21 protein-coding genes are annotated in these 20,366 nt (G+C 31.3%); 4 read left to right on the top strand and 17 right to left on the bottom strand.

Annotation, left to right across the window (positions count from 1 at the left end; genetic code table 11):
• Nucleotides 1-6: 6 nt before the first annotated feature.
• From tet to HYG84_RS06080, 13 genes are all read right to left on the bottom strand, one after another.
• Nucleotides 7-1,962, bottom strand: coding sequence for a tetracycline resistance ribosomal protection protein (gene tet, locus HYG84_RS06140; RefSeq protein WP_212381304.1), 1,956 nt, complete (start codon nt 1,960-1,962; stop codon nt 7-9).
• Nucleotides 1,963-2,464: 502 nt separating this feature from the next.
• Entirely contained in the window at nt 2,465-3,223 is a 759-nt protein-coding gene (locus tag HYG84_RS06135; protein ID WP_212381302.1) for a DUF975 family protein, read from the bottom strand.
• Between the two features lie 164 nt (nt 3,224-3,387).
• On the bottom strand, nt 3,388-3,768 hold the full coding sequence (locus HYG84_RS06130) for an AAA family ATPase (protein ID WP_330655592.1): 381 nt from the start codon (nt 3,766-3,768) through the stop codon (nt 3,388-3,390).
• A 120-nt stretch (nt 3,769-3,888) separates the two neighbouring features.
• Entirely contained in the window at nt 3,889-4,458 is a 570-nt protein-coding gene (locus HYG84_RS06125; RefSeq protein WP_212381300.1) for a GNAT family N-acetyltransferase, read from the bottom strand.
• A gap of 58 nt (nt 4,459-4,516) precedes the next feature.
• Nucleotides 4,517-5,164, bottom strand: a complete 648-nt coding sequence (locus HYG84_RS06120) for a PGAP1-like alpha/beta domain-containing protein (protein ID WP_212381298.1) — start codon at nt 5,162-5,164, stop codon at nt 4,517-4,519.
• A 21-nt stretch (nt 5,165-5,185) separates the two neighbouring features.
• A complete protein-coding gene (locus HYG84_RS06115; RefSeq protein ID WP_212381296.1) occupies nt 5,186-5,734 on the bottom strand; it encodes a hydrolase in 549 nt (182 codons plus the stop codon).
• 104 nt (nt 5,735-5,838) lie between these two features.
• Entirely contained in the window at nt 5,839-6,726 is an 888-nt protein-coding gene (locus HYG84_RS06110; protein WP_212381295.1) for a GNAT family N-acetyltransferase, read from the bottom strand.
• A gap of 52 nt (nt 6,727-6,778) precedes the next feature.
• Nucleotides 6,779-7,036, bottom strand: coding sequence for a GNAT family N-acetyltransferase (locus HYG84_RS06105; protein ID WP_212381294.1), 258 nt, complete (start codon nt 7,034-7,036; stop codon nt 6,779-6,781).
• Between the two features lie 329 nt (nt 7,037-7,365).
• Nucleotides 7,366-7,875 (bottom strand): signal peptidase I, encoded by a 510-nt coding sequence (gene lepB, locus HYG84_RS06100; protein ID WP_212381293.1) that lies wholly within the window; start codon nt 7,873-7,875, stop codon nt 7,366-7,368.
• A gap of 609 nt (nt 7,876-8,484) precedes the next feature.
• Nucleotides 8,485-9,294, bottom strand: a complete 810-nt coding sequence (gene proC / locus HYG84_RS06095) for a pyrroline-5-carboxylate reductase (RefSeq protein ID WP_212381292.1) — start codon at nt 9,292-9,294, stop codon at nt 8,485-8,487.
• An 83-nt stretch (nt 9,295-9,377) separates the two neighbouring features.
• Complete coding sequence (proB, locus tag HYG84_RS06090; protein WP_212381291.1) at nt 9,378-10,175, bottom strand: glutamate 5-kinase; 798 nt, start codon at nt 10,173-10,175, stop codon at nt 9,378-9,380.
• Nucleotides 10,176-10,185: 10 nt separating this feature from the next.
• The gene (locus tag HYG84_RS06085; protein ID WP_212381290.1) at nt 10,186-11,427 is read right to left on the bottom strand and encodes a glutamate-5-semialdehyde dehydrogenase; all 1,242 of its coding nucleotides are present in this window, start codon (nt 11,425-11,427) and stop codon (nt 10,186-10,188) included.
• 207 nt (nt 11,428-11,634) lie between these two features.
• Nucleotides 11,635-12,513 (bottom strand): radical SAM/SPASM domain-containing protein, encoded by an 879-nt coding sequence (locus HYG84_RS06080; protein WP_212381288.1) that lies wholly within the window; start codon nt 12,511-12,513, stop codon nt 11,635-11,637.
• A gap of 279 nt (nt 12,514-12,792) precedes the next feature.
• Between HYG84_RS06080 and HYG84_RS06075 the strand changes: the two genes are divergently transcribed.
• The 4 genes from HYG84_RS06075 (at nt 12,793) to HYG84_RS06060 (ending at nt 16,838) form a co-directional block, all read left to right on the top strand.
• Entirely contained in the window at nt 12,793-13,326 is a 534-nt protein-coding gene (locus tag HYG84_RS06075) for an RNA polymerase sigma factor (RefSeq protein WP_212381286.1), read from the top strand.
• Entirely contained in the window at nt 13,313-14,425 is a 1,113-nt protein-coding gene (locus HYG84_RS06070) for a hypothetical protein (RefSeq protein ID WP_212381284.1), read from the top strand. The genes HYG84_RS06075 and HYG84_RS06070 overlap by 14 nt, the downstream gene beginning before the upstream one ends.
• A 511-nt stretch (nt 14,426-14,936) precedes the next feature.
• On the top strand, nt 14,937-15,797 hold the full coding sequence (locus HYG84_RS06065) for an AraC family transcriptional regulator (protein ID WP_212381282.1): 861 nt from the start codon (nt 14,937-14,939) through the stop codon (nt 15,795-15,797).
• A gap of 147 nt (nt 15,798-15,944) precedes the next feature.
• Entirely contained in the window at nt 15,945-16,838 is an 894-nt protein-coding gene (locus tag HYG84_RS06060) for an SPL family radical SAM protein (protein ID WP_212381280.1), read from the top strand.
• Between the two features lie 133 nt (nt 16,839-16,971).
• On the opposite strand, the gene HYG84_RS06055 is transcribed toward HYG84_RS06060, so the two are convergent.
• From HYG84_RS06055 to HYG84_RS06040, 4 genes are all read right to left on the bottom strand, one after another.
• Entirely contained in the window at nt 16,972-17,508 is a 537-nt protein-coding gene (locus tag HYG84_RS06055) for a GNAT family N-acetyltransferase (protein WP_212381279.1), read from the bottom strand.
• 70 nt (nt 17,509-17,578) lie between these two features.
• Entirely contained in the window at nt 17,579-18,340 is a 762-nt protein-coding gene (locus HYG84_RS06050; protein ID WP_212381277.1) for a class I SAM-dependent methyltransferase, read from the bottom strand.
• A gap of 250 nt (nt 18,341-18,590) precedes the next feature.
• Nucleotides 18,591-19,328: a class I SAM-dependent methyltransferase gene (locus HYG84_RS06045; RefSeq protein ID WP_212381275.1), complete on the bottom strand. Its 738-nt coding sequence runs from the start codon at nt 19,326-19,328 to the stop codon at nt 18,591-18,593.
• 274 nt (nt 19,329-19,602) lie between these two features.
• Entirely contained in the window at nt 19,603-19,953 is a 351-nt protein-coding gene (locus tag HYG84_RS06040) for a hypothetical protein (protein ID WP_212381273.1), read from the bottom strand.
• Between the last annotated feature and the right edge of the window lie 413 nt (nt 19,954-20,366).

The raw sequence follows: 20,366 nt of genomic DNA, 5'->3' as shown, positions 1-20,366 counted from the left end.
CTTAGATTAGTTTTTAATTGCCGATGACTTTTGAAGTAAATATTTTCGTTTATTAAGAGGATCTAAGCCATATTTTGATTTGCTTTTTATAACATCTTCCGGTAAATCTATATATCCATAAAACTTTGTATAGAATATCCCCTTTCCTTCGGTAAAGGAGGCTAATTTAATACTGTAGTTTTTTGAGGTTTCTATAGGAACATACCCTTTTATGTAGAACTGATTATCCGAGCTTCCTGTCTCAGAAAATGTAGCCCTCATATTTTGTAAGTCAACAACGACTCGACTGCCTGCCTCCTTTGGTACTTTAATGTGGAATTCATAAATAGGTTCAAGAAGTTTGGCTTTAGCTTTATAAATAGCCTCCATTAATACCATAGGTGTTAAATTTCTAAAATCCGAAGGTGTACTCATAACACTGTCATAAATAGCATCCTTAAATGTTATAAGTATATCTGTAATTTCCCAACCATAAATACCTTGGCGGCATGTCTGAAATACAGCTTCTTCAACTGCATTTTGGAAGGATTTTGACAAATACCCAGATGAAACCTGAGAAACATATTTCAATCCTTCGCCCCTTTTTAATGGCTCAACTTCAAAATCAACGGCTGCATAGAAAGGGTTTGTACGCCCAAACATGTTAGCAGATGCCCTTTCTTTTTGAATTATAGTTTCCTTATAAATTGTCATAACCTCTGAAAAATTCAAATCTATTCCATATTTAGATGATAATAAATCTTTAATAATTTCCATTTGTATCTCACCAAAAATACTTATATAAACTTCATTCTCTATTGGATCAATATCACACTCTAATAGAGGATCTTCCTCAGCTAATTCTAATAATCCATTAAAAAGCTTATTTTTATCCTCTTTTTCATGGACATTTACTTTAACCCTTAGGGTTGGTCTTGTTAATGATGGATTTTTTATCTTCTCATTAGGAGATCCAACAATATCTCCTATACGAAAATGATTTAGTCCTGAAATTATGCCCATATCTCCACCCATTAACTTATTTGTTTCACATAGTTTTCCATTATGAAACACTTGGATTTTTGTTATTTTATCAATTGTTTCACCCTCCATTACCTTAAATGTGTCCCTGAGCTTAATAGTCCCACTATACATGCGGACGTAGGCTAACTTCTGATTATCGTTACTCCTTCCTATTTTATAAACTACACCAGACACCTCCCCTTCTCCACAATTATTAGTGGTTGGAAGGCACCTATTAATGCCATCTAAAAGTTCTTCAATACCAAGACTGGAAAGTGCTACTCCCATAAAAACAGGATACAATGAGCCTTCTTTGGAATATTTACAAATAGATTGACAAACCTCATCAAATGTAATGGCTTCTTCATTTATATATTTGTTCAGTATACTATTATCAAGATCAGACAATATTTCATATACATCCTCGTCTACATAATTATCTGAAATAGTATTTTCAATCTTAACATTTTTTGTACCTTCATCTATTGCTTTGTGGATCGGAACAAGTTTTACCGACATTTCTCTTTTAAGTTCATCTATTACCTTCTGAGAATCCGCATCCATTCGATCTAGCTTATTGATAAATATAACAGTAGGTATTTTCATTTGAATTAGTGTTTCAAGTATAATCCTTGTCTGTGATTGAATGCCTTCTCTAGCAGAAATAACAAGTACTGCGCCATCCAAGACCCTAAGTGACCTTTCTACCTCTGCGATAAAGTCCATATGGCCAGGAGTATCTATAATATTAACTTTTACGCCCTTCCATTCATACGCAATGGTGGAGGCTTTTATTGTAATACCTCTGGAGCGTTCAAGCTCCATGGAATCTGTTTGTGTATCACCGTCATCTACACGGCCAAGCTTTTTTATGGAACCACTCTTATATAAAAGATGCTCTGTTACTGTAGTTTTTCCAGCATCTACATGGGCAAGAATACCAATATTTATAATCTCCATAAACTCATACTTCCTCCTTAAAATTAATAGTGTTAAAGCTTGCAAATAATTATTTAAAACGAAACACAAAAAGGGAACCTCAAATAAGTTTGTCGAGGTTCCCTTTTATTTTAGAAATATGAGCTTAATTTATATAGAAACATTTAATACCCATTGATTAACAAAACCTTTTTTACACAACATTAAAAGGCCATGGATTAATAATACCCATAGCCTACGTATTTACATTGCCTTTTATATTAGTCTAATCAATTAAATAATTAATAAACTTTTTAAATTAAATACAAAAAGGATGTGCAAAAAAGCTAAACAAAAATAGGGTACCTATTTACCTGACAAACAAAATAATCATATTTAATTTTCTTGATTTGTTTGTTTGTCTTAGTTTTCATTCCATGGTACCTCCTGAGATTTTTTACAATAATAGTATTTACTATAATCAATATAACATACCTTTTAATTTATTGCAATATTTTAAAAATAATGTTTTTTGTTGTGGTCATTATATTAATCTATCCACCATTAATTCTTCTGCAGAACATATTCCACTGTCTATAGCCTTCTGTCTAAATACTAAATACAATTCTGCATGTGTTGCATGTACATAAGGATTAACAAATAGAACTCCTATTCCTAGAGCTAATGCACCTAGTATATACCAACCTATAAAGGATAGGTCTAGTATAAACATGTTAAACTTCTCGCCATCTGTCATACCGTTGCTTATCTCAATTGCTCTTTTGTATCCTATTTGAGGATTATCTGCCAAAATATAAGGCACCATATTATAGGCATATGATTTTATAATACCTGGGATAACAAACAGTAAAGTCCACAAAATTATCAATACACCTCTATAGAGCATAACTTTTATTATGTTCTTATACCTTTCACCATTAAAAGAATATCCGATGTTATTTAAGTCAACATCTTTACCTGCTGCCCTAACGAAATAGCGCTTGCCACCGATTTCTATAGCATAGCCTAAAAATATTCTAAATAAGAATATTAATAAAGTTATGATAATAGCAATAGTAGCTATTGAAATAATATATGGAATCATATGTCTTGCATTATCCATAATTGATTGCGGAACGTATCTTCCATACCCTCTATCATTACTGTTAATGTTCCACCTAAAATTAAATCCTCCTCTACCACCACCTGCAATACCTAGAATAATGCTAACTAAAAAGGCTTTCCAATATGATCCTCTAAGTACTGACTTTGCTCTTGTTTTAATTTGTTCCCTAGTCCACATATACTCATCCCCCCATAACAGATATTATTTTTATTGTTTACTACATATTATTAATAATATTAGTCTTTGATACATTATACCCAGCAAATGTATAAATGCCACAATTTTTAATACTATAATTTAAGTTATGATATGTTTTGGTTGGTATATGTTTATATTTTATATTATGGCCCCATAATTATATTCAACATTTTTTCAGTATTATTCATAAATCCCTTCATGATCTGATAATGTTCAGTGTTTTCATATTTAACCTTGTTAAATCCATTATTTATTTCATAAATTGTTGAATTGGGATAAGACATTATAATTGGCGAATGTGTAGCTATTATAAATTGTGAATCTTTCTGAACTAATTCGTGAATTCTAGAAAGCATAGCCAACTGCCTTGTTGGTGATAATGCAGCTTCAGGTTCATCTAAAATGTATAATCCTTTACCACTAAATCTGTTCATAAATACAGCAAAAAAGGATTCTCCATGGGATTGCTCGTGTAAGGAACGTCCTCCATAGGCTGTAGTAAATATAGCACCTCCAATAACCAAACCTTTTATAATAAATTGTCAGAGCATTTTTTGTATAGAGGCTTCAATATTTTTATTATATATCACAAAAATCAAAGTTCACTTCCAGCGTTAAAACTTGATTCATAAAATTTCTTTATTTTAAAATTCAATACTCGATCTAATCTCCAACCATTCCTTCTTCAATAAATCCATATACATCACATCGGTAAATCCACCAGTCCTGCTGTCAAAATATCCTTCTCTAACTATCCCTATTTCTTTAAAACCTAGTTTTTTATATAGACTATGTGCTCCTTTATTATCTATCATTGATGTTAATTCAATCTTATTAAGATTTAAAAATCGAAACATAAAATCTACAAAATGATATAATGCATCTTTTCCATAGCCTTTTCCCTGTTCAGATGTTTCACATATTTTTATACCAAATTCACACTTTTGGTTTCTTTCATTCCAGTCTCCATAGCTTACTTCACCAATAGGTTCTGAAGTATCTTTTTTACATATTATAAACCTCTTCCTTTTAGGATATATACTACTATCTTCAATGGATTTTATAATGCTTTTTCTTATCGCTTCCTTACTTTGTAATGTACCAAAAGCCAATGTTGCATGGCTCATCATTTCACCATCATTCCACCATTTGTATAAATACTCTTCGTCCCCTAATTCAGTTGGCCTAATAATAGTATTTTTTCCTAAAATCACTCCTATTTTCCCCCTTCTAACCACTTCATTCATCTATCCATATGAATTCGACTTCTTACTATTTGTTAAAATCCCCAGTTCTTAGAAAGTTATCAACCAGTTCTGCTACTTCAAATTTATAATGAATTTCTTCATGATTGTAAGGAACAACTATAAAGTCTTTTAGTTCTTTATATCTTACAGAGTTAACCTCTACTCTACCATCATTTTCATTTTCCAACAATTTGCCTAATAGTAAATCACTTTTATTTCCTGCGATTCCGCCTATTTCAATATCATCTATTTGCTTCAAATCTAACTTTTCTACATTTTCATGTCTCAAGGATTTTAAAGTCTTAAAAATATTAATAAATATATGAGATATTCTAGAAGCTATATCCGCTAACTCGCTTCCCTTGTTTGGCGTAGCTATTAAGACACATCTGTATATTTTTTCTATATATTTTGTATTGGATAATAGCAATCTTATTACTAGTCCACCTGTGCTATGACCTACAAGACTAATCTTTTCATCTTCTTTTAAGCTATATATAATTTCATTAATTTTTTCTTCAAATACAATAACAGCGTCTGTTATATACTCAAAGGTTAGTGGCAAATCAACTAGTATTGCTTCATATCCTAAAAGCTCTAGATTTTTCTTCAAAACAAGCATATCATCATAATGTTTAGTATATCCATGAACTAAAATCACTTTTTTATTCATTTTTAACACCAAATATATGACCTATTTTATTAACTTTGACAGCTTTTTAAATAAAGGGGTACCTGCCTCTTTTATTAAATCAAAAAATACTGTCTCTGTATTGGTAATAATAGCTCCCATAGTCGACATTAAATCTAGGCCATTTTTATAATTCGCTTTTGTACGTGAACATACTGCATCTTCCACCACAAAAACTTGATAATTATTAGCTATTAAATCTCTCACAGTTTGAAAAACACAAACATGGGTCTCCATACCAGTAATAATAATCTTTTTCCTCCCTAGTTGATTAAGCCTTGAAATCACTTCCTCGGTATAGCCAGAAAAAGTTGTTTTTTCATAGATTAATGCTTTATCTAAATTAGTATTTAATTCTATAACTGTCTTGCCCAAGCCTTTAGGATATTGTTCTGTAACTAAAATAGGAATATCTAAATCTTTTGCAACTGAAATTAAAGTATCAGTCTTACCGATAACTCCTTCACCATATTTCATTACTGGTACTAGTCGTTCCTGAATATCAATTACTATTAAAACAGCTTCTTCCTTGATTAAAGTAAACTTATCCAATGTGAATACTCTCCTTTATATTATATTTAAAGTAAAAATTTATAGAATTTCCAGCTGTTTATTAGCAGGAAAACAGATATAATGTCAATATTTATTCTAATAATTCAATTTGTATTAGCTTTGTCATTGTTATTTCCCCCTTTTTCTATAATATAGCTATCATAATCCCCAACTGGTTTATATCCTATTTTCATATAAATACTGTTTGAAGTAGGATTTGCTAGATCCGTAAATAAAGAACAGAACTTATAGCCAGAATCTAATAAATGTTGACTTAATGCTGCCACACAACTAGTTGCATATCCTCTTTTTCTTAACTCCTTTGGTGTATGAACTAAATTAACAGTAGCTCCATTTTGTGTAGGCCTAGCTTTAGCTGCCATTGATACTACTTTACCTGCATCTTCCCATAAAAAAATAGTTTTTTCTGGTAGCCTATTTCTAACTGACTCATAACATTTTTCTTTATCTGGTGAAGCATTTAATCCAGTATCAATTTCAAAGTCATACCGCCCCTGTGCTACAAACTCTAAGTCTTCTTCATCGGCTGGTCTTAATATTCCTTCTCCAATTGTATCTTTATTTACTTCCCTTAGTTCATAAACCCTCATATTCATTTCCAATTTCACCTTACAATCACTATATTTGCTCCAAATATCACAAGTTCTTTTTGATAGTTCTTTAGGACCTATAACACCAGATATATCAATATTCTTATTGCGTAAATCTTCTACTAATAATTCTATTGCATCATCACATTCTTTCCTGTTACTATATACAACTAGTTTATTAGGAGGTGTCATAACTGTTGCTATAGCTAATTCTTCTCCTTGTTTTACAGTAGCAAGATAGGCATTACTATAATAATCTGGGTTGTTTTTAATTGTGTTGCAAATACCTAACATAAGATTATTTAATGCTTCGCTTTGCTCTAAATACTTTAAGGTTTCTTCTAAAAAAGTATCTATATTCCTATGTTTGTTTAACTTCATTTCCCCCATCTCCCCCTACTCTAATTTCACACCCTTGAATCCCACCTTCGAATCAACTGAAAAATGATTTAGGATATATTAATTCTCCCTTAATTCTATCTAACTCTCCTGCTATTAATTCACATACCATAAATACTTCATCCGATACTTTAAATTGTTTTAGTTCTAGTCCAAAATTTCTCGCTGGTTTAAATCCAAATTTAGGATAGTATGTCGGATGCCCTATCAACAATACAATCCCATATCCTAAATCCCTACATCTTTTTAATCCTTCTTGAATTAGTTGGCCACCTATTCCTAAATGATTCATAATTTAATTGAAAAACGCTACTATGATCGCTTACATTTTCCGTTCTTATTTTAATCATCTATGCCTCCTCCATAATGATTTATTGATTCATTGATTTTATAATTCATTACTCAATTCATTCATAATACTCGAAGCAACACCTTTCCGCCTTTATAAACCGAGCCTGATTTATTAAAATAATATAAGCTTCTTTCAACTTTACAATATCAAAGAAATATATCTGCTATATTGTTCTACACTTTCTTAATGATTCCTTTTAATTAGCAATATCTTTACTATTCTACAGCAAAGGCTGCGAATCAACATCCACAGCCCAAATATATTCGCTCTTATTCTATTCTACCTATTTTAGGAAATGGAAATAATCTGAAATAGGCTTTTCCTATAATTATATCTTTATCTACTGGGCCAATCTCCTTACTTCTACTATCTCTACTATCATTCCTATTATCACCTAGTACAAAAACCTTACCTTTCGGAACTACTATTTTTAAATCCCTTGAAGAAGTATCCGTACCATAAATATATCCTTCTTCTAACTCTGTGCCATTTACAGATACTATACCATTATTAATTTCAACAGTATCTCCTTCAATTCCTATAACTCTCTTGATCATGTTCTTTCTTTCTGGTTCAAATTCAAAAACGACAACATCTCCATAAGCTGGATCTTGGACTTTATATAATAATTTATTTATTAATAATAAATCATAAGTATCTAATGTAGGAGCCATTGATGTTCCATAAACAATTGTTGGTAAAGCAAAAGTTGTTATTAATAATGCAGCCAATAATGAAATTATAATGGTTTTAGCCCACTCAATTATTTCTTTCTTCATAGATTTCTCTCCTTTATTAAAATTTTTTATACTCTAAAATTTTGCTATATAGTTTATACCAAATAATCTTCACCTTGAAATACATCTTTCTAGTTACCCAATATGAATCAATGAGATCTGAAGATTATATCCATTTTATATGAATATAATAAAATACTTTACTCACCTAAAATAATATCCTTATACATGTTTACTTGTTCAATCATATGCCCTATATTTCCCTCACCTGCATAAACAGACATATCAAAAAAATCATGGTTTAAATCTGACCAAAACAGCTCATTCTCCTCCTCTAAATCCTCTCCTTTTGTTGTCCTATTGGTGTATTATTCTGCACTTTACTATTAATTCCTTTAATTTTGCAATATCTTTTGCTATATAATAATAGAAGGCCATGAATTAATATCCATAGCCTATATATTTCCATTAATTTTAATATCTATCATAAATTCTGCCACAATTTATTTCTAATTAACCGTACTCTAAATAGTTAAAGCCCACAAGCAAATACCTGTGAGCTTTAAATTTTAGTTCCTTATTTCTTATTTATAGTAGCTATTAGCTACATCATCGTTCTGTCGTTCTGAGCCCTCAGCACAGATCGAAGTTTTATTTACTATTTAATAATTTAATTTTTCTCTCGCAGGCTTCCACAGCCTCCATAAGAATGCTTCTAAACCCTCTTTTTTCCAAAGCATAAACACCTTCTATAGTAACTCCTCCAGGGGATGAAACTATATCCTTTAGTGCTCCTGGATGTATTTCTTTTTCGAGCATCATCTTACCTGTTCCAATTAAGGTTTGAGCTGCATATATATATGCTTTATCTCGTGGCATACCCTGTAATACACTTCCATCTGCTAAAGCTTCTACAAACAGTGCAATAAAGGCTGGACTACAACCACTTATAGTAGTTACTGCATCAATCATATATTCCTCAATTTTATCCACCTTACCAATACTACTTAGTAAGTTTGTTGCTAGGTCAACCTCTTCTTCGGCTACATTCTTATTAGCGGTTAAAGCGATCATACCCTCCCCAACAGTTACAGCAATATTAGGCATAATTCGAATTATTTTCATTGGTCGTTTGAAATAGCCCTCTACATTATTTGTAGTTACTCCAGCGGCTAATGAAATTATTAACTTATCATCGGTTACATATGGAGCTATTTCTTTTAAAACCACTCCGTACATATCTGGTTTAATACCTAAAAAAATTACATCACAGGTTTTAGCTAAGTCGGCATTACTGTTACAGAAATTTATATTAGCTTCATTACATAATCTTTCTGCTTTTTCTTTAGATCTATTTGTAACATATATTAAGTTATTCATACCTTTAAAGTTCTTAACAAGTCCACCAATTATGGTAGATGACATATTTCCTGCTCCAATAAATCCTATTTTTTTATCCATCGTTACACCTCTTCTATTTTGCTACTTAAAACTACTAGCTAATTTATACATTGTCTAACTACTCAAGCTTATCATATTGCTATTTATTTCTCTTCTGGTAAAAATATAGTGGCTTTAGTTTCATTATTGTAGACCTTCATTAAAATGTCATGTGTCTTCCCATTAGCCAAGATCATTGGTATACCATAACGATTTACAATTCTTGCTGCCTCTATCTTTGTTGTAATTCCACCTGTACCAAATGAATTAGATTGTCCAATCTCAATTTTTTCTAACATGATGTCTATATTTTCTATCTGTTCTAACAGTTTGGCATCATCATAATCCTTAGGATTCTTATCATAAATGCCATCTATGTCACTTAAAAGTATCAATAAATCAGCATTCCATAGACTCGCTGAATATGCTGCTAGAGTATCGTTATCACCAATTTTAATTTGCTCTACGCTTACGGTATCATTTTCATTAATAATTGGTACTATACCTTCATCTGCTAAAGTAAACAATGTGTTTCTCACGTTTAAAGTTCTAGTTTTATCAAAAAAATCTTCTCTTGTTAAAAGAAGTTGACCTATATAGATTCCATGTTGAGAAAAATGACTATTATAGGCAGACATTAGCTCTACTTGTCCAATTGCACATAAAGCCTGCTTATAATGCATATCCTCTTTTCTAGACCACTTATTAGTTCTGCTGATGCCAGCAATTCTAGCTCCTGAAGTAACAATTGCGACCTGCTTTCCTTCAGCGATTAAAAAAGATACTTGATTGCATAGCTCCTCTATAAAAACATGATTAATAGTACCATCTTCATTGGAAAGTGTATTACTACCGATTTTTATTACAATTTTTCTACTCTTCTTCATTACTTCCGATAACATTTTAATCCCTCTATTCTCTAATTTGCCCGTTTCCTATAATTGTGTACTTTACAGTAACTAATTCATTTAGTCCCATTGGCCCTCTAGCATGGATTTTTTGAGTACTAATTCCCATCTCTCCTCCAAAACCAAAAGCCCCACCATCTGTAAATCGAGTTGACGCATTTACATATACTGCCGCTGCATCTACCCTTCTTAAAAAGTAATTGGCGTTAGTAAAGTTCTCTGTAATAATGGCTTCAGAATGTTTCGTACCATATTTTTGTATATGGTCGATTGCTTGATTTATATCCGAAACAACCTTGATTGCAAGAGTATAATCAAGATATTCCTCTGCCCAATCCGAATCTACAGCTCCCTTTATATTAATTGCTTCTATTGTTTTAGGGCATCCTCTTAACTCAACTTTATCGCTTAATGCATCATATAGCATTGGTAAAAACTCAGATGCTATGCTCTCATGAATTAACGTTGTTTCACAAGCATTACAAACCCCCGGCCTTTGTACCTTGGCATTCATAATGATTTTAATAGCATTTTCTAGGTTGGCTGACCCATCCACATAAATATGACAATTGCCAACTCCTGTTTCGATAGTAGGAACTGTAGCATTGTCTATGACAAAACGAATTAAATCTGCTCCACCTCGAGGAATAATTACATCAATATATTCGTTTAATGTTAGCATTTCCTTCACAATACTTCGATCAAGATCCTCTACAAGCTGAACTACTTCTTGGCTTATTTCACTTTCCATTAGACCTTCTTTTATAACTTTAACCAAAGCTTTATTAGAATGGATTGCAGAGGAACTTCCCCTTAATAAAATACAGTTACCGCTTTTTAGTGCTAATGCGAATGCATCCAAAGTAACGTTGGGTCTTGATTCATAAATAATTCCGATAACTCCTAATGGTACAGTCATTTTACTAATTGTTAGCCCATTTTCTAAAGTCCACACATCGTTACTTTTCCATATAGGATCATTTAGCTTAATAATAGTATTAATGCTATCAATCATTCCTTGGATTCTATCTTCATTTAATCTTAGGCGATCAATAAGGCTCTCTTTCGTGCCTTTTTCCTTTGCAATTTTAATATCTTTTTCATTTTCAGCCAGTATATATGATGAATTTTTCTTTAAACTATTTGCTACTAGATGTAATGCTGCATTTTTAGAATTGGTGGGAGTAGCTGCTAATAAATGGGAAGCATCCCTTAACCTTGCACACTTTTCTATTAAATTTGACATTTTACCACCCTTTCTGCATTTGAATAGTATTATTATTATAACGGATTATGTATACATATTCAAATGCATAAATTAGCAATAAGTGTGTATATTATTCTACGATAATATAATCTGTATAGAACTATTCTTTAGTCAAAAAAACAGACTGTATTTACTAACAGTCTGCTAAATAGTAATTTTTTATGATATTAACCAATACATTTTTATCTATATACCAAATTTTTTTCTATACCCACACTTTCTGCATAATTCTTCAACCGCTTCCCTCCTTGAAAAACCATTAAACAGATTGTTTGCTCTATCGCTCTCTACTATTTTAGAAAAGTGAGTTTCATTTATATTTCCTAAATTAATTACTCCTTCACCATCAAGACAACAAGGTACTACGGTTCCGTCCACTAATATAGCTACTTGGTTTCTAAGTCCATAACAAAACCCTTCTCCTTCGTCTTCTTCCTCTTTTAAATCTGGCCACTCAAACTCATGATCCTGATTTAAATATATTCTATCAGCAATTTTAGTCCCACTACCTGGAGTGACTTTTTCTTCAATTTTATAGGGTAAGCCAAATTCTTTTTCTATTATTTCAAGTAATTGACGATTTCTTTTCCTTTGGAGGTTTGTTACATTGTCCTTATCTAAATTCCATAGTCTTAATGATATAAAAACATCAGTCTTATCTGTGGCTTCCTTTACAAATGCAAGTATACTATTGATGTATTCTGCCTTATTTTCTCCTCCATCATTTCCATCAAAGCTATGAAGTGAAAAATTAACCTGCCTTAATGCTGGCTTTTTGAGTATTTTATCCTTAACTCTATTTATAAGGGTTCCATTTGTAGTTATATTAACCCTAAACCCTTTTTCATAACTTAAATCTAAAAACCTATCTATTTCTGGGTGTAAAAGAGGTTCGCCTTTCACATGAAAATATATATAATCTGTATGAGGTTTTATTTGATCTAATATTTTATTAAAGGTTTCTATTTTCATAAATTCAGGCTTTCTCTTTGTTTGTGGACAAAAACTACAAGCAAGATTACACACATTTGTAATCTCGATATAAAGCTTTTTAAATTTTTTCATTTGTTTATCTCCTACATTAAGATATTCTTTCTACCCATATTTTATATTCTTTCACCCCGTAAAGTCTACCTTCAAATATTATAAGGGATTGTGCTGATAGTCAAAAGTATACATATTACCAATAGCTATGAATTATAAGTTCATTTATACTATAAAATGATATAATTTTATGAACCAGATTAGAAGTTATTACAATATATATATGAAGGATCAATTAATACATAAGCCTTTTCAAGGCTAAAGACGCCGTCAAACTAAGGGAAAGGAGGAAATAGCAGATTGGATGTTACAGAATTAAGTCATTTAATTGAAAGCCATGGTAAGTCTGTTTATGGATTTTGCTATCAGTTGACAAGAGATAAACACCAAGCTGATGATTTGTATCAGGAAACTTTCTTAAAAGCTACGGAGCTGTATCACAAAATAGATAAGGCTAAAAATCCAAAGGGGTTTCTGATCGCTATTGCAGCGAATACGTGGAAGAATCAGCGACGAAAATTTGGTTGGCGACAGAGGATTGCAAAGATGGAGGAATTTCAAGATGATTTTACTAATACCTCTCAGATAATCAATACCAGTACGCCAGAGCTTGTTGCGATAAGCAACGAACTTCATAAAATGATTGGTATGGCTTCAGCATCATTGAATGACAAATTAAAAATACCGCTGTATATGTACTACACTTCTGAGTTGTCAGTTGAGGATATTGCTTCCGCACTTAAGATTCCAACTGGTACTGTAAAGAGTAGACTTCACAAGGCGAGAAAAGTGATTAAAGAATTTATGGAGGTAAATGGATATGAAGGATTTTGAAAAATTAGATCAGCTGTTACGACAGGCCATTTCTTCAAATAATGAACCAGATGAAAGTTTAAATCAAAAAATAATTAATCAGGTGAGGGAGAGAAGTAAAATGAGACGTGTAAATAAAAAAAGAATGTCCACTGTAGCAATATGTGCAATGCTTATCTTATCAACGTCAATTTCAGTATTTGCAGTGTGGAAGTTACTCACACCAAAACAGATCGCGGAAAATCTGGGCAATGAAAGTCTTGCCATTGCCTTTGAGGGAGAAGATGCATTAGCCATTAATCAGGCTCAAATCAGTGGAGATTATAAGGTGACTTTACTTGGAATTGTATCTGGTGAAAAAATCAGTGATTTTGAAAGCTCAGTTGATGGCACTGTTCATCCTAATAGAAGCTATGCGGTGGTAGCTATTGCAAATGCCAATGGTACACCAATGCCAAGTACCCATGATGAGGCATACGGCGAGATTCCGTTTTTTGTTTCACCATTTATAAAAGGTCAGAATCCTAATAGATTTAACATTATTACAATGAATGGCGGCTATAGCGAGTTCGTAAAAGATGGCACAATGTATCGGATTGTGGAATGTGATGATATAGAAATTTTTGCAGACAGAGGCTTGTACCTTGGTGTTAGCTCTGGCACGTTTTATAATGCCAATGCCTATCACTTCGATTTAGAGACAGGTAAGATTATTCCTAACGCTGATTATGAGGGAGTCAATGTTTTGTTTGATTTGCCTCTAGACCCATCAAAAGGAAACCCGGAGAAAGCTGAAAAATATCTTCAGACACTTATTGATCAGCAGACGCCAGCTCAAGAAGACATAGATGAGGAACCAATAGATATCGAAGCTCTACTAGCAGAATCAACGCTTATCCCAGAATCTGTGCAAAAAGTTATACCTGATAAAGCTGGTATGATTACTTACAACTTTGAGGGCCGTAAATTTGAAGTATCCTTCGAGTTCTTGTTTGAAGAAGGTCAGGTCGGTCTTTCTGACAATTTCTATATCGATGACGATGGCCATATTAAAAACATTCTTGTTTTTTCAAGAGACACAAATGGAGTTATCTCAGCTATGACCTACAGAAAAAATTAATATCTTAATTTTAGTAACATAAATTACCAATTAAGCCCTTGATATAACTAGGTTATGATGACTATATCCATCCTTTAAGTTGACGACTTGTTGTTTCCTTGTACTGGCTTGATACCATACTATTCTAGAACATAGCCAATGTCATGCGGCCTTACTGATGAAAATTTTATGGACGGTATTTAATCTTCCCGAGATCTATGTGACATTGGCCTTGACCTCTTTTCATAAAAGGGGTCTTTTTTATTTTATGTGAAAATAAAAAAGTTCAATAATTTTTACACTTCACATATTGACCTTTATTTGAAGTAAAGTGGTATAATAAGGTAGTAAAATTTTAAAAGAAAAAATAGTACTTAATCTAGCTTAGTATAATAAATTATAGATTCATTTTTGAATTGGCACATATATAAATGGATAATAGAATTTTTATATGATCTTACATTTTAGTGCATAAAATGAGAGGATATATTTGATTCATAGTGCTAAACTTTGATTGTAAGGAGGTAATGTTATGGAATGGTTGGAACGACTTAATCAAGCTATCGATTATATTGAAGATAATTTAAGTGAAACAATTAATTATGATCAGGCTGCACAGATTGCTTGCTGCTCAACCTTTCACTTCCAGAGGATGTTTTCTTATATTGCAGGTATACCGTTGTCCGAATATATTCGCCGTAGAAGGATGACATCTGCAGCATTCGATTTGCAAAGTAGGAAGATGAAAGTAATTGATGTTGCACTGAAATATGGTTATGATTCACCAACATCATTTAATCGTGCATTTCAGAATGTCCATGGAGTTACGCCATCTGCTGCTCATACAGAAGGGGTAATGCTAAAAGCTTTTCCACGCATAACCTTCAAAATTTCAATTAAAGGAGATGCAGAAATGAATTACAGAATTGAGAAAAAGAATGCTTTTAGAATTATCGGTGCTAAAGAACACATGAACATGAACATCGAGGAAAGTTTTGCAAGAGTACCACTGTTTTGGGCAAATACTATTAAAAGTGGTATAATTCCGAAAATGTGTGAATTAATGAATCAGCCGCCCTTTGGGGTACTTGGTGTTAGTACTTGTATGAATGGTACAGACCTTAATTATTACATTGCTGTTGCAACTGATAAACCAACTATTCCAGGTACTGTTGAGTACGAAGTCCCTGCTTCTACTTGGGCAATTTTTGAATGTGTTGGAGCAATGCCAAATGCTATGCAGGATTTGCAGAAGCGAATTATTACGGAATGGTTACCAACATCTGGATACGAATATGCTAATGCTCCAGATATAGAGATTTATTTTGAAGGAGACCAACAATCTCCCACATATAAATCTGAAGTATGGCTTCCTATTGTGAAGAAAATTTAAAAGAGTAGGATTAGATTATTTTAGTAATGGACAGATGAGTAATAGCAGAAGAATTAACAGCTGTCGATGAGAAAGTTTTATTCTTCTGCTATTTCTATTTGCAATATTGATATATTTGTGTAATCTAAAGTAGGTGAAAAGGTATTTATGAAAAAATATAACGAGATAATTTGTGAAGTCGCCTGTAATAAATTAAAAAGGCATATGCCATATAGTTGGGACTTAAATATATATCGTGGATGTGAACATGGTTGTAAATATTGTTACGCTATGTATTCCCATCAGTATTTAGGATCAAAAGATTATTTCAGTAATATTTTTGTAAAGACAAACATAGTTGAAAAGCTTGAAGAACAATTAAGTAGCTCAATTTGGAAAAGAGAAATTATCAATATTGGCGGAGTCACAGATAGCTATCAGCCAATAGAAGAAGAATATAAAATTATGCCTAAAATACTTAAGCTGTTGATAAAATATAAAACACCAGCAATTATATCTACAAAATCTGATTTAATACTAAGGGATTATGATTTGATTGATGAATTATCAAGAATTACATATGTCAATGTTGCTGCCACTATTACAACTATGGATGAAAATACACGAAAAAAGATGGAGCCTAACGGTGTTAATTCACTTAGAAGACTTGCTGTGCTGAAAGAATTTAGGAAAACGAATGCTTCTGTTGGATTACACGTTATGCCAATTATTCCTTATATCACCGACAGTTTTGAAAATATAAATTCACTTTTTAGAAATGCTCAGGAAATCAATGTACACTATGTGTTACCTGGAACTCTTTATTTACGAGGACAGACTAGGTCTTCCTTTTTTGAATTTATCCAACAAGAGTTTCCACATCTATATAATGATTTATTAGCTCTCTATAAAACTGGTAGTGCCGATAAAGCATATAAAGATCAATTATATCAACTTGTAAATGAACTGAGAGATAAGTATTCTCTGTCAAGTAGTTATACTAAACCCATGAAAGAGAAAATAAATCAAACAAAATATACTCAATTATCATTCTTAGAGTAAGTTACAAGAATAATAGGATAGAATATTTAGCATATTGTGATGTAAAGGAGAAAGAAACATAATGCTATTACACCGCTGGTAAACTTTTATTTATAGCTTATCTTAGATTTTGGCTATCTAGAAATAATGTGCATTAATCAATTATTAACCCCATATTCATAGAATCATAAAATCTCCCATCTATATAGAAATCCCTCGTAAGAATACCCTCTTTTTTAAAACCGTATTTTTTATATAATTTAATGGCACCTTCATTATCAACTCTAACCCTTAAATTAATTTTTTTAACAGTATCCGTTTCTTTCGCCCATTTAATTAAAAAATCCAGAAGAATACTTCCGATGCCTAGTCCCCAATAGGATTTTCTTACGGTTACTCCCATTTCCCCAACGTGCCTTACTCTAGATCTTTCACCGCCCCTAAAAACAATTGATCCTACAATTTCTCCATCAATTAATGCTACTGCCAGTATAGAATTATTCCTTTTGTTTATAGATTCAATGCTAAGCTTTTCGTTGTCAATATTTATTACAACTTCATCTTCCCCAAATGTAAGATAATCTGATTCCCCACCTACAATAATCTTATACTGAATAATTTTCTCTACATCTTGTATAATAGCCTTTCTTATAACTAGTTCTTTTCCGTTTTTTAATATCACTTTTTTCATATTCTTTCTCCTGTCAATAATTTCAGCTGTAAAATTTCACTAATAATAATCAATTTAACTGAAGATTATATTAAATTTGTTTTTGAGCAACAATAATAAACCTATGCTCTTCACTTTCAATATATCCTTGCTGCTCAATTATTGATTGTAATTGACATAATTTTTCGAAGCAGCTATCAACTGAAAAATTGGGAAATTCCCATTCAATAACTCTTGCAAAATAGACTAGTGCTCCAATATCAAAGAATTTTAGCTTTGGAAAGTATTCTTCTGACTTTAAAATAGATAATCCTTGGTTTTTAACTAGCATCAAATTATTTTCTAAATTATGTTCACTACTAATAACCTCTTTAAAATCATTTATTAAAAATTTCGATAATTCTTTATTATTTAAACCTCCAACCTGTTGTGTAATAAATAAACCAGTAGGCTTTAGTAACCTATAAACCTCTTTGATGTCAAAGCTCTCATGCTTGTTGATTATTATATCAAACATACTATTTTCAAATGGCAAACAGCTATCATCAAAAACTTGTCTAACATCAATACCTAATGGTCTTAGTTTTCTTTTGCACAATTCAAAGTTAGGTGGGTATGCTTCTGTTACAAATGTGTTATTATGAGGGTGATTTAGAGTCAACAAATACTCACCACCTCCAGTACCCATATCTAACAGTATAGAATTGGATTTTAGATATTGGCGAATTATATTATCATAGTTCCATGGCAATGGTTCCTCTAATTTTCTTTGACTAATATAAGAAAAGTCCCAGCCCTTAAAACTTTTTTCTTCTTCTGACATCCAGTATTCTTTTAATTTCATATAATCCATAACTCTGCTCCTTTTCATAATTTACTTTGATGAAAAGCAGTGCAGTTAACTGATAACAAATTTTGCAATCCCGGTACAATCTGCTATCAGATTATATTAACTGCACCGAGTAGTTAATTCGTTTTATTCTTTCCACTAGAGTCACTTCCTCTCATACAAAATACTAATAATTTTTACTTTGTAAAATAAATATGTATTACGATTTTTGTAGGTAAAGCATAATACACATATTTTCTAAAACCTTAATCTATTAGGCTTTTGTTGCTTTTATAATAATACAAGTAGTCTTATCAAATTCATCTTTAAAGTCGGGTCTTCTATCTAAAGCATATTTATCCGGAACAGGCTCAACTATACTATTAATTATAAACCCTTCAGATATTATTGAATTAATGACCTCTGATATTGGACGATGGTATTTTTCAACATTATCAATAAACCATTTTGAATGTCGTTTCCCACTATGCATATAATCAGATAAATTATAATGAATTTTGTTTCCAAACTCATCCTTTGTCCAGGTAGGGCCAATTTTAGGTGCTGTTGTGTATGGATGCTCTTGAGAATATAGCAAAATTCCACCATCATTCAGCAAAACTCTAATATCATACAATAGCTTTTTAAAATCTTTTACATAATGAAATGCCAAAGAACTAAAAACTAAATCAAACTTTTGGGTTAAACCTCCGATTTCATTCATATCCATAAGCATATATTCTACTAATTCATTTGAATTTTCTTTTCTTGCAACTTCAAGCATCTTATGAGAAATATCTATGCCTACAACTGATAATGCACCTTTCTTAATAAAGTCAATACAATTGTTTCCATATCCACAACCCAAATCAAGAACTGTTTTTCCTTTTAAATCAGGAATCAATGCTTTTATCGCTGGTTGTTCTATAAGGGTATTATAATTATTTTGGTTATTTCTAAGCTCCCTATATTTTTCAAAAAATACATCATTATCATATATATTTTGACTCATTAGTTTCTCCCCCGATTTAAACAATATTTATGTTAAAACCATCTCATACATACATTCTTCCTATCAATATCGTTTTGATGTTCTATTGAATTAGTAATTTTTATTAATGTTTAGAAAATATATGCATTTATATCATTCTTCATATTTTTCTTAATTCCTTGTACTTGATGTAATATTTTATGCTATAGAAAAACTTCTTAGATCAAAAATGAACTCCTAAAAGTTTATTAGGAGTTCATTTTATAAAAGTCGTTTTAATATTCTAGATAAAATATTAATTAATTTTAAAATGTTTTTTCAGTTTTTCTACTTTAATGAAATATGCTTCATCAGTATAATAACCAAATTCTTTTAATTCATTTAAAACTTTAACATATTTTTGATACTGCTTATAATCTTCCATTTTACAGTTTTTGTCATTATAGAATTTAATTACATCTTCAAGTTCAGTATTATTTAATATTTCTATGTCTCGTAAGTAAATTAAACTAAAATCTTGTTTATTTGTAACGACTTCCTCTGATTTATATAATAATGGTGTAATGGCTAACTTAACAGCAAAATAAATAATAGCAAATAGAAAAATTGCCAATAATAAAATAAAAACTATATCCATTTCACTCATTCCTTTCGGCTTGTAGTTTCATCCTAAATTACAAAAGGTATTTATAATTACTTAGTATGTTTCAAATATATAACACCTTCACTTTCAGCAATATAAATAATTATTATTATACATAATCATACTCTTGCATTCTAATTATTAGTTTATCAACGTTCCTTTCCTAAAGATTTATAAAATTATTTTGAAAATTATAAATTTTATTTATAGAGATAGCTTGTCATTTATTCTATCTACAAATTTTTTTCATAACTACAGCATCCCATAAGGTATCCGCCCATTGTAGCTGACCTTTTCTCTTTCTTTAAAGCAAATTGATTAATTGGCTGAAAGGTAATCTCTAATTCTTCATCTTTAGTCCATTTATAGTCTATTATATCTTTCCAATAGACTATTCCACTATCCTTAATTTTTAT

It is taken from the genome of Alkaliphilus sp. B6464 (assembly GCF_018141165.1).
GTDB lineage: Bacteria > Bacillota > Clostridia > Peptostreptococcales > Natronincolaceae > Alkaliphilus_B.
The sequence above is the reverse complement of the archived record's forward strand: the minus strand, read 5'-3'. Positions and strand labels throughout refer to the sequence as shown.

What these genes read in the sequence shown, in the direction of transcription:
- tet (WP_212381304.1), bottom strand. Translation starts at nt 1,962, where the DNA reads ATGGAGATTATAAATATTGGTATTCTTGCCCATGTAGATGCTGGAAAA.
- HYG84_RS06135 (WP_212381302.1), bottom strand. Translation starts at nt 3,223, where the DNA reads ATGTGGACTAGGGAACAAATTAAAACAAGAGCAAAGTCAGTACTTAGA.
- HYG84_RS06120 (WP_212381298.1), bottom strand. Translation starts at nt 5,164, where the DNA reads ATGAATAAAAAAGTGATTTTAGTTCATGGATATACTAAACATTATGAT.
- HYG84_RS06110 (WP_212381295.1), bottom strand. Translation starts at nt 6,726, where the DNA reads ATGAAGTTAAACAAACATAGGAATATAGATACTTTTTTAGAAGAAACC.
- HYG84_RS06105 (WP_212381294.1), bottom strand. Translation starts at nt 7,036, where the DNA reads ATGAATCATTTAGGAATAGGTGGCCAACTAATTCAAGAAGGATTAAAA.
- lepB (WP_212381293.1), bottom strand. Translation starts at nt 7,875, where the DNA reads ATGAAGAAAGAAATAATTGAGTGGGCTAAAACCATTATAATTTCATTA.
- proC (WP_212381292.1), bottom strand. Translation starts at nt 9,294, where the DNA reads ATGGATAAAAAAATAGGATTTATTGGAGCAGGAAATATGTCATCTACC.
- proB (WP_212381291.1), bottom strand. Translation starts at nt 10,175, where the DNA reads ATGTTATCGGAAGTAATGAAGAAGAGTAGAAAAATTGTAATAAAAATC.
- HYG84_RS06085 (WP_212381290.1), bottom strand. Translation starts at nt 11,427, where the DNA reads ATGTCAAATTTAATAGAAAAGTGTGCAAGGTTAAGGGATGCTTCCCAT.
- HYG84_RS06080 (WP_212381288.1), bottom strand. Translation starts at nt 12,513, where the DNA reads ATGAAAAAATTTAAAAAGCTTTATATCGAGATTACAAATGTGTGTAAT.
- HYG84_RS06070 (WP_212381284.1), top strand. Translation starts at nt 13,313, where the DNA reads ATGAAGGATTTTGAAAAATTAGATCAGCTGTTACGACAGGCCATTTCT.
- HYG84_RS06065 (WP_212381282.1), top strand. Translation starts at nt 14,937, where the DNA reads ATGGAATGGTTGGAACGACTTAATCAAGCTATCGATTATATTGAAGAT.
- HYG84_RS06060 (WP_212381280.1), top strand. Translation starts at nt 15,945, where the DNA reads ATGAAAAAATATAACGAGATAATTTGTGAAGTCGCCTGTAATAAATTA.
- HYG84_RS06055 (WP_212381279.1), bottom strand. Translation starts at nt 17,508, where the DNA reads ATGAAAAAAGTGATATTAAAAAACGGAAAAGAACTAGTTATAAGAAAG.
- HYG84_RS06050 (WP_212381277.1), bottom strand. Translation starts at nt 18,340, where the DNA reads ATGGATTATATGAAATTAAAAGAATACTGGATGTCAGAAGAAGAAAAA.
- HYG84_RS06045 (WP_212381275.1), bottom strand. Translation starts at nt 19,328, where the DNA reads ATGAGTCAAAATATATATGATAATGATGTATTTTTTGAAAAATATAGG.
- HYG84_RS06040 (WP_212381273.1), bottom strand. Translation starts at nt 19,953, where the DNA reads ATGAGTGAAATGGATATAGTTTTTATTTTATTATTGGCAATTTTTCTA.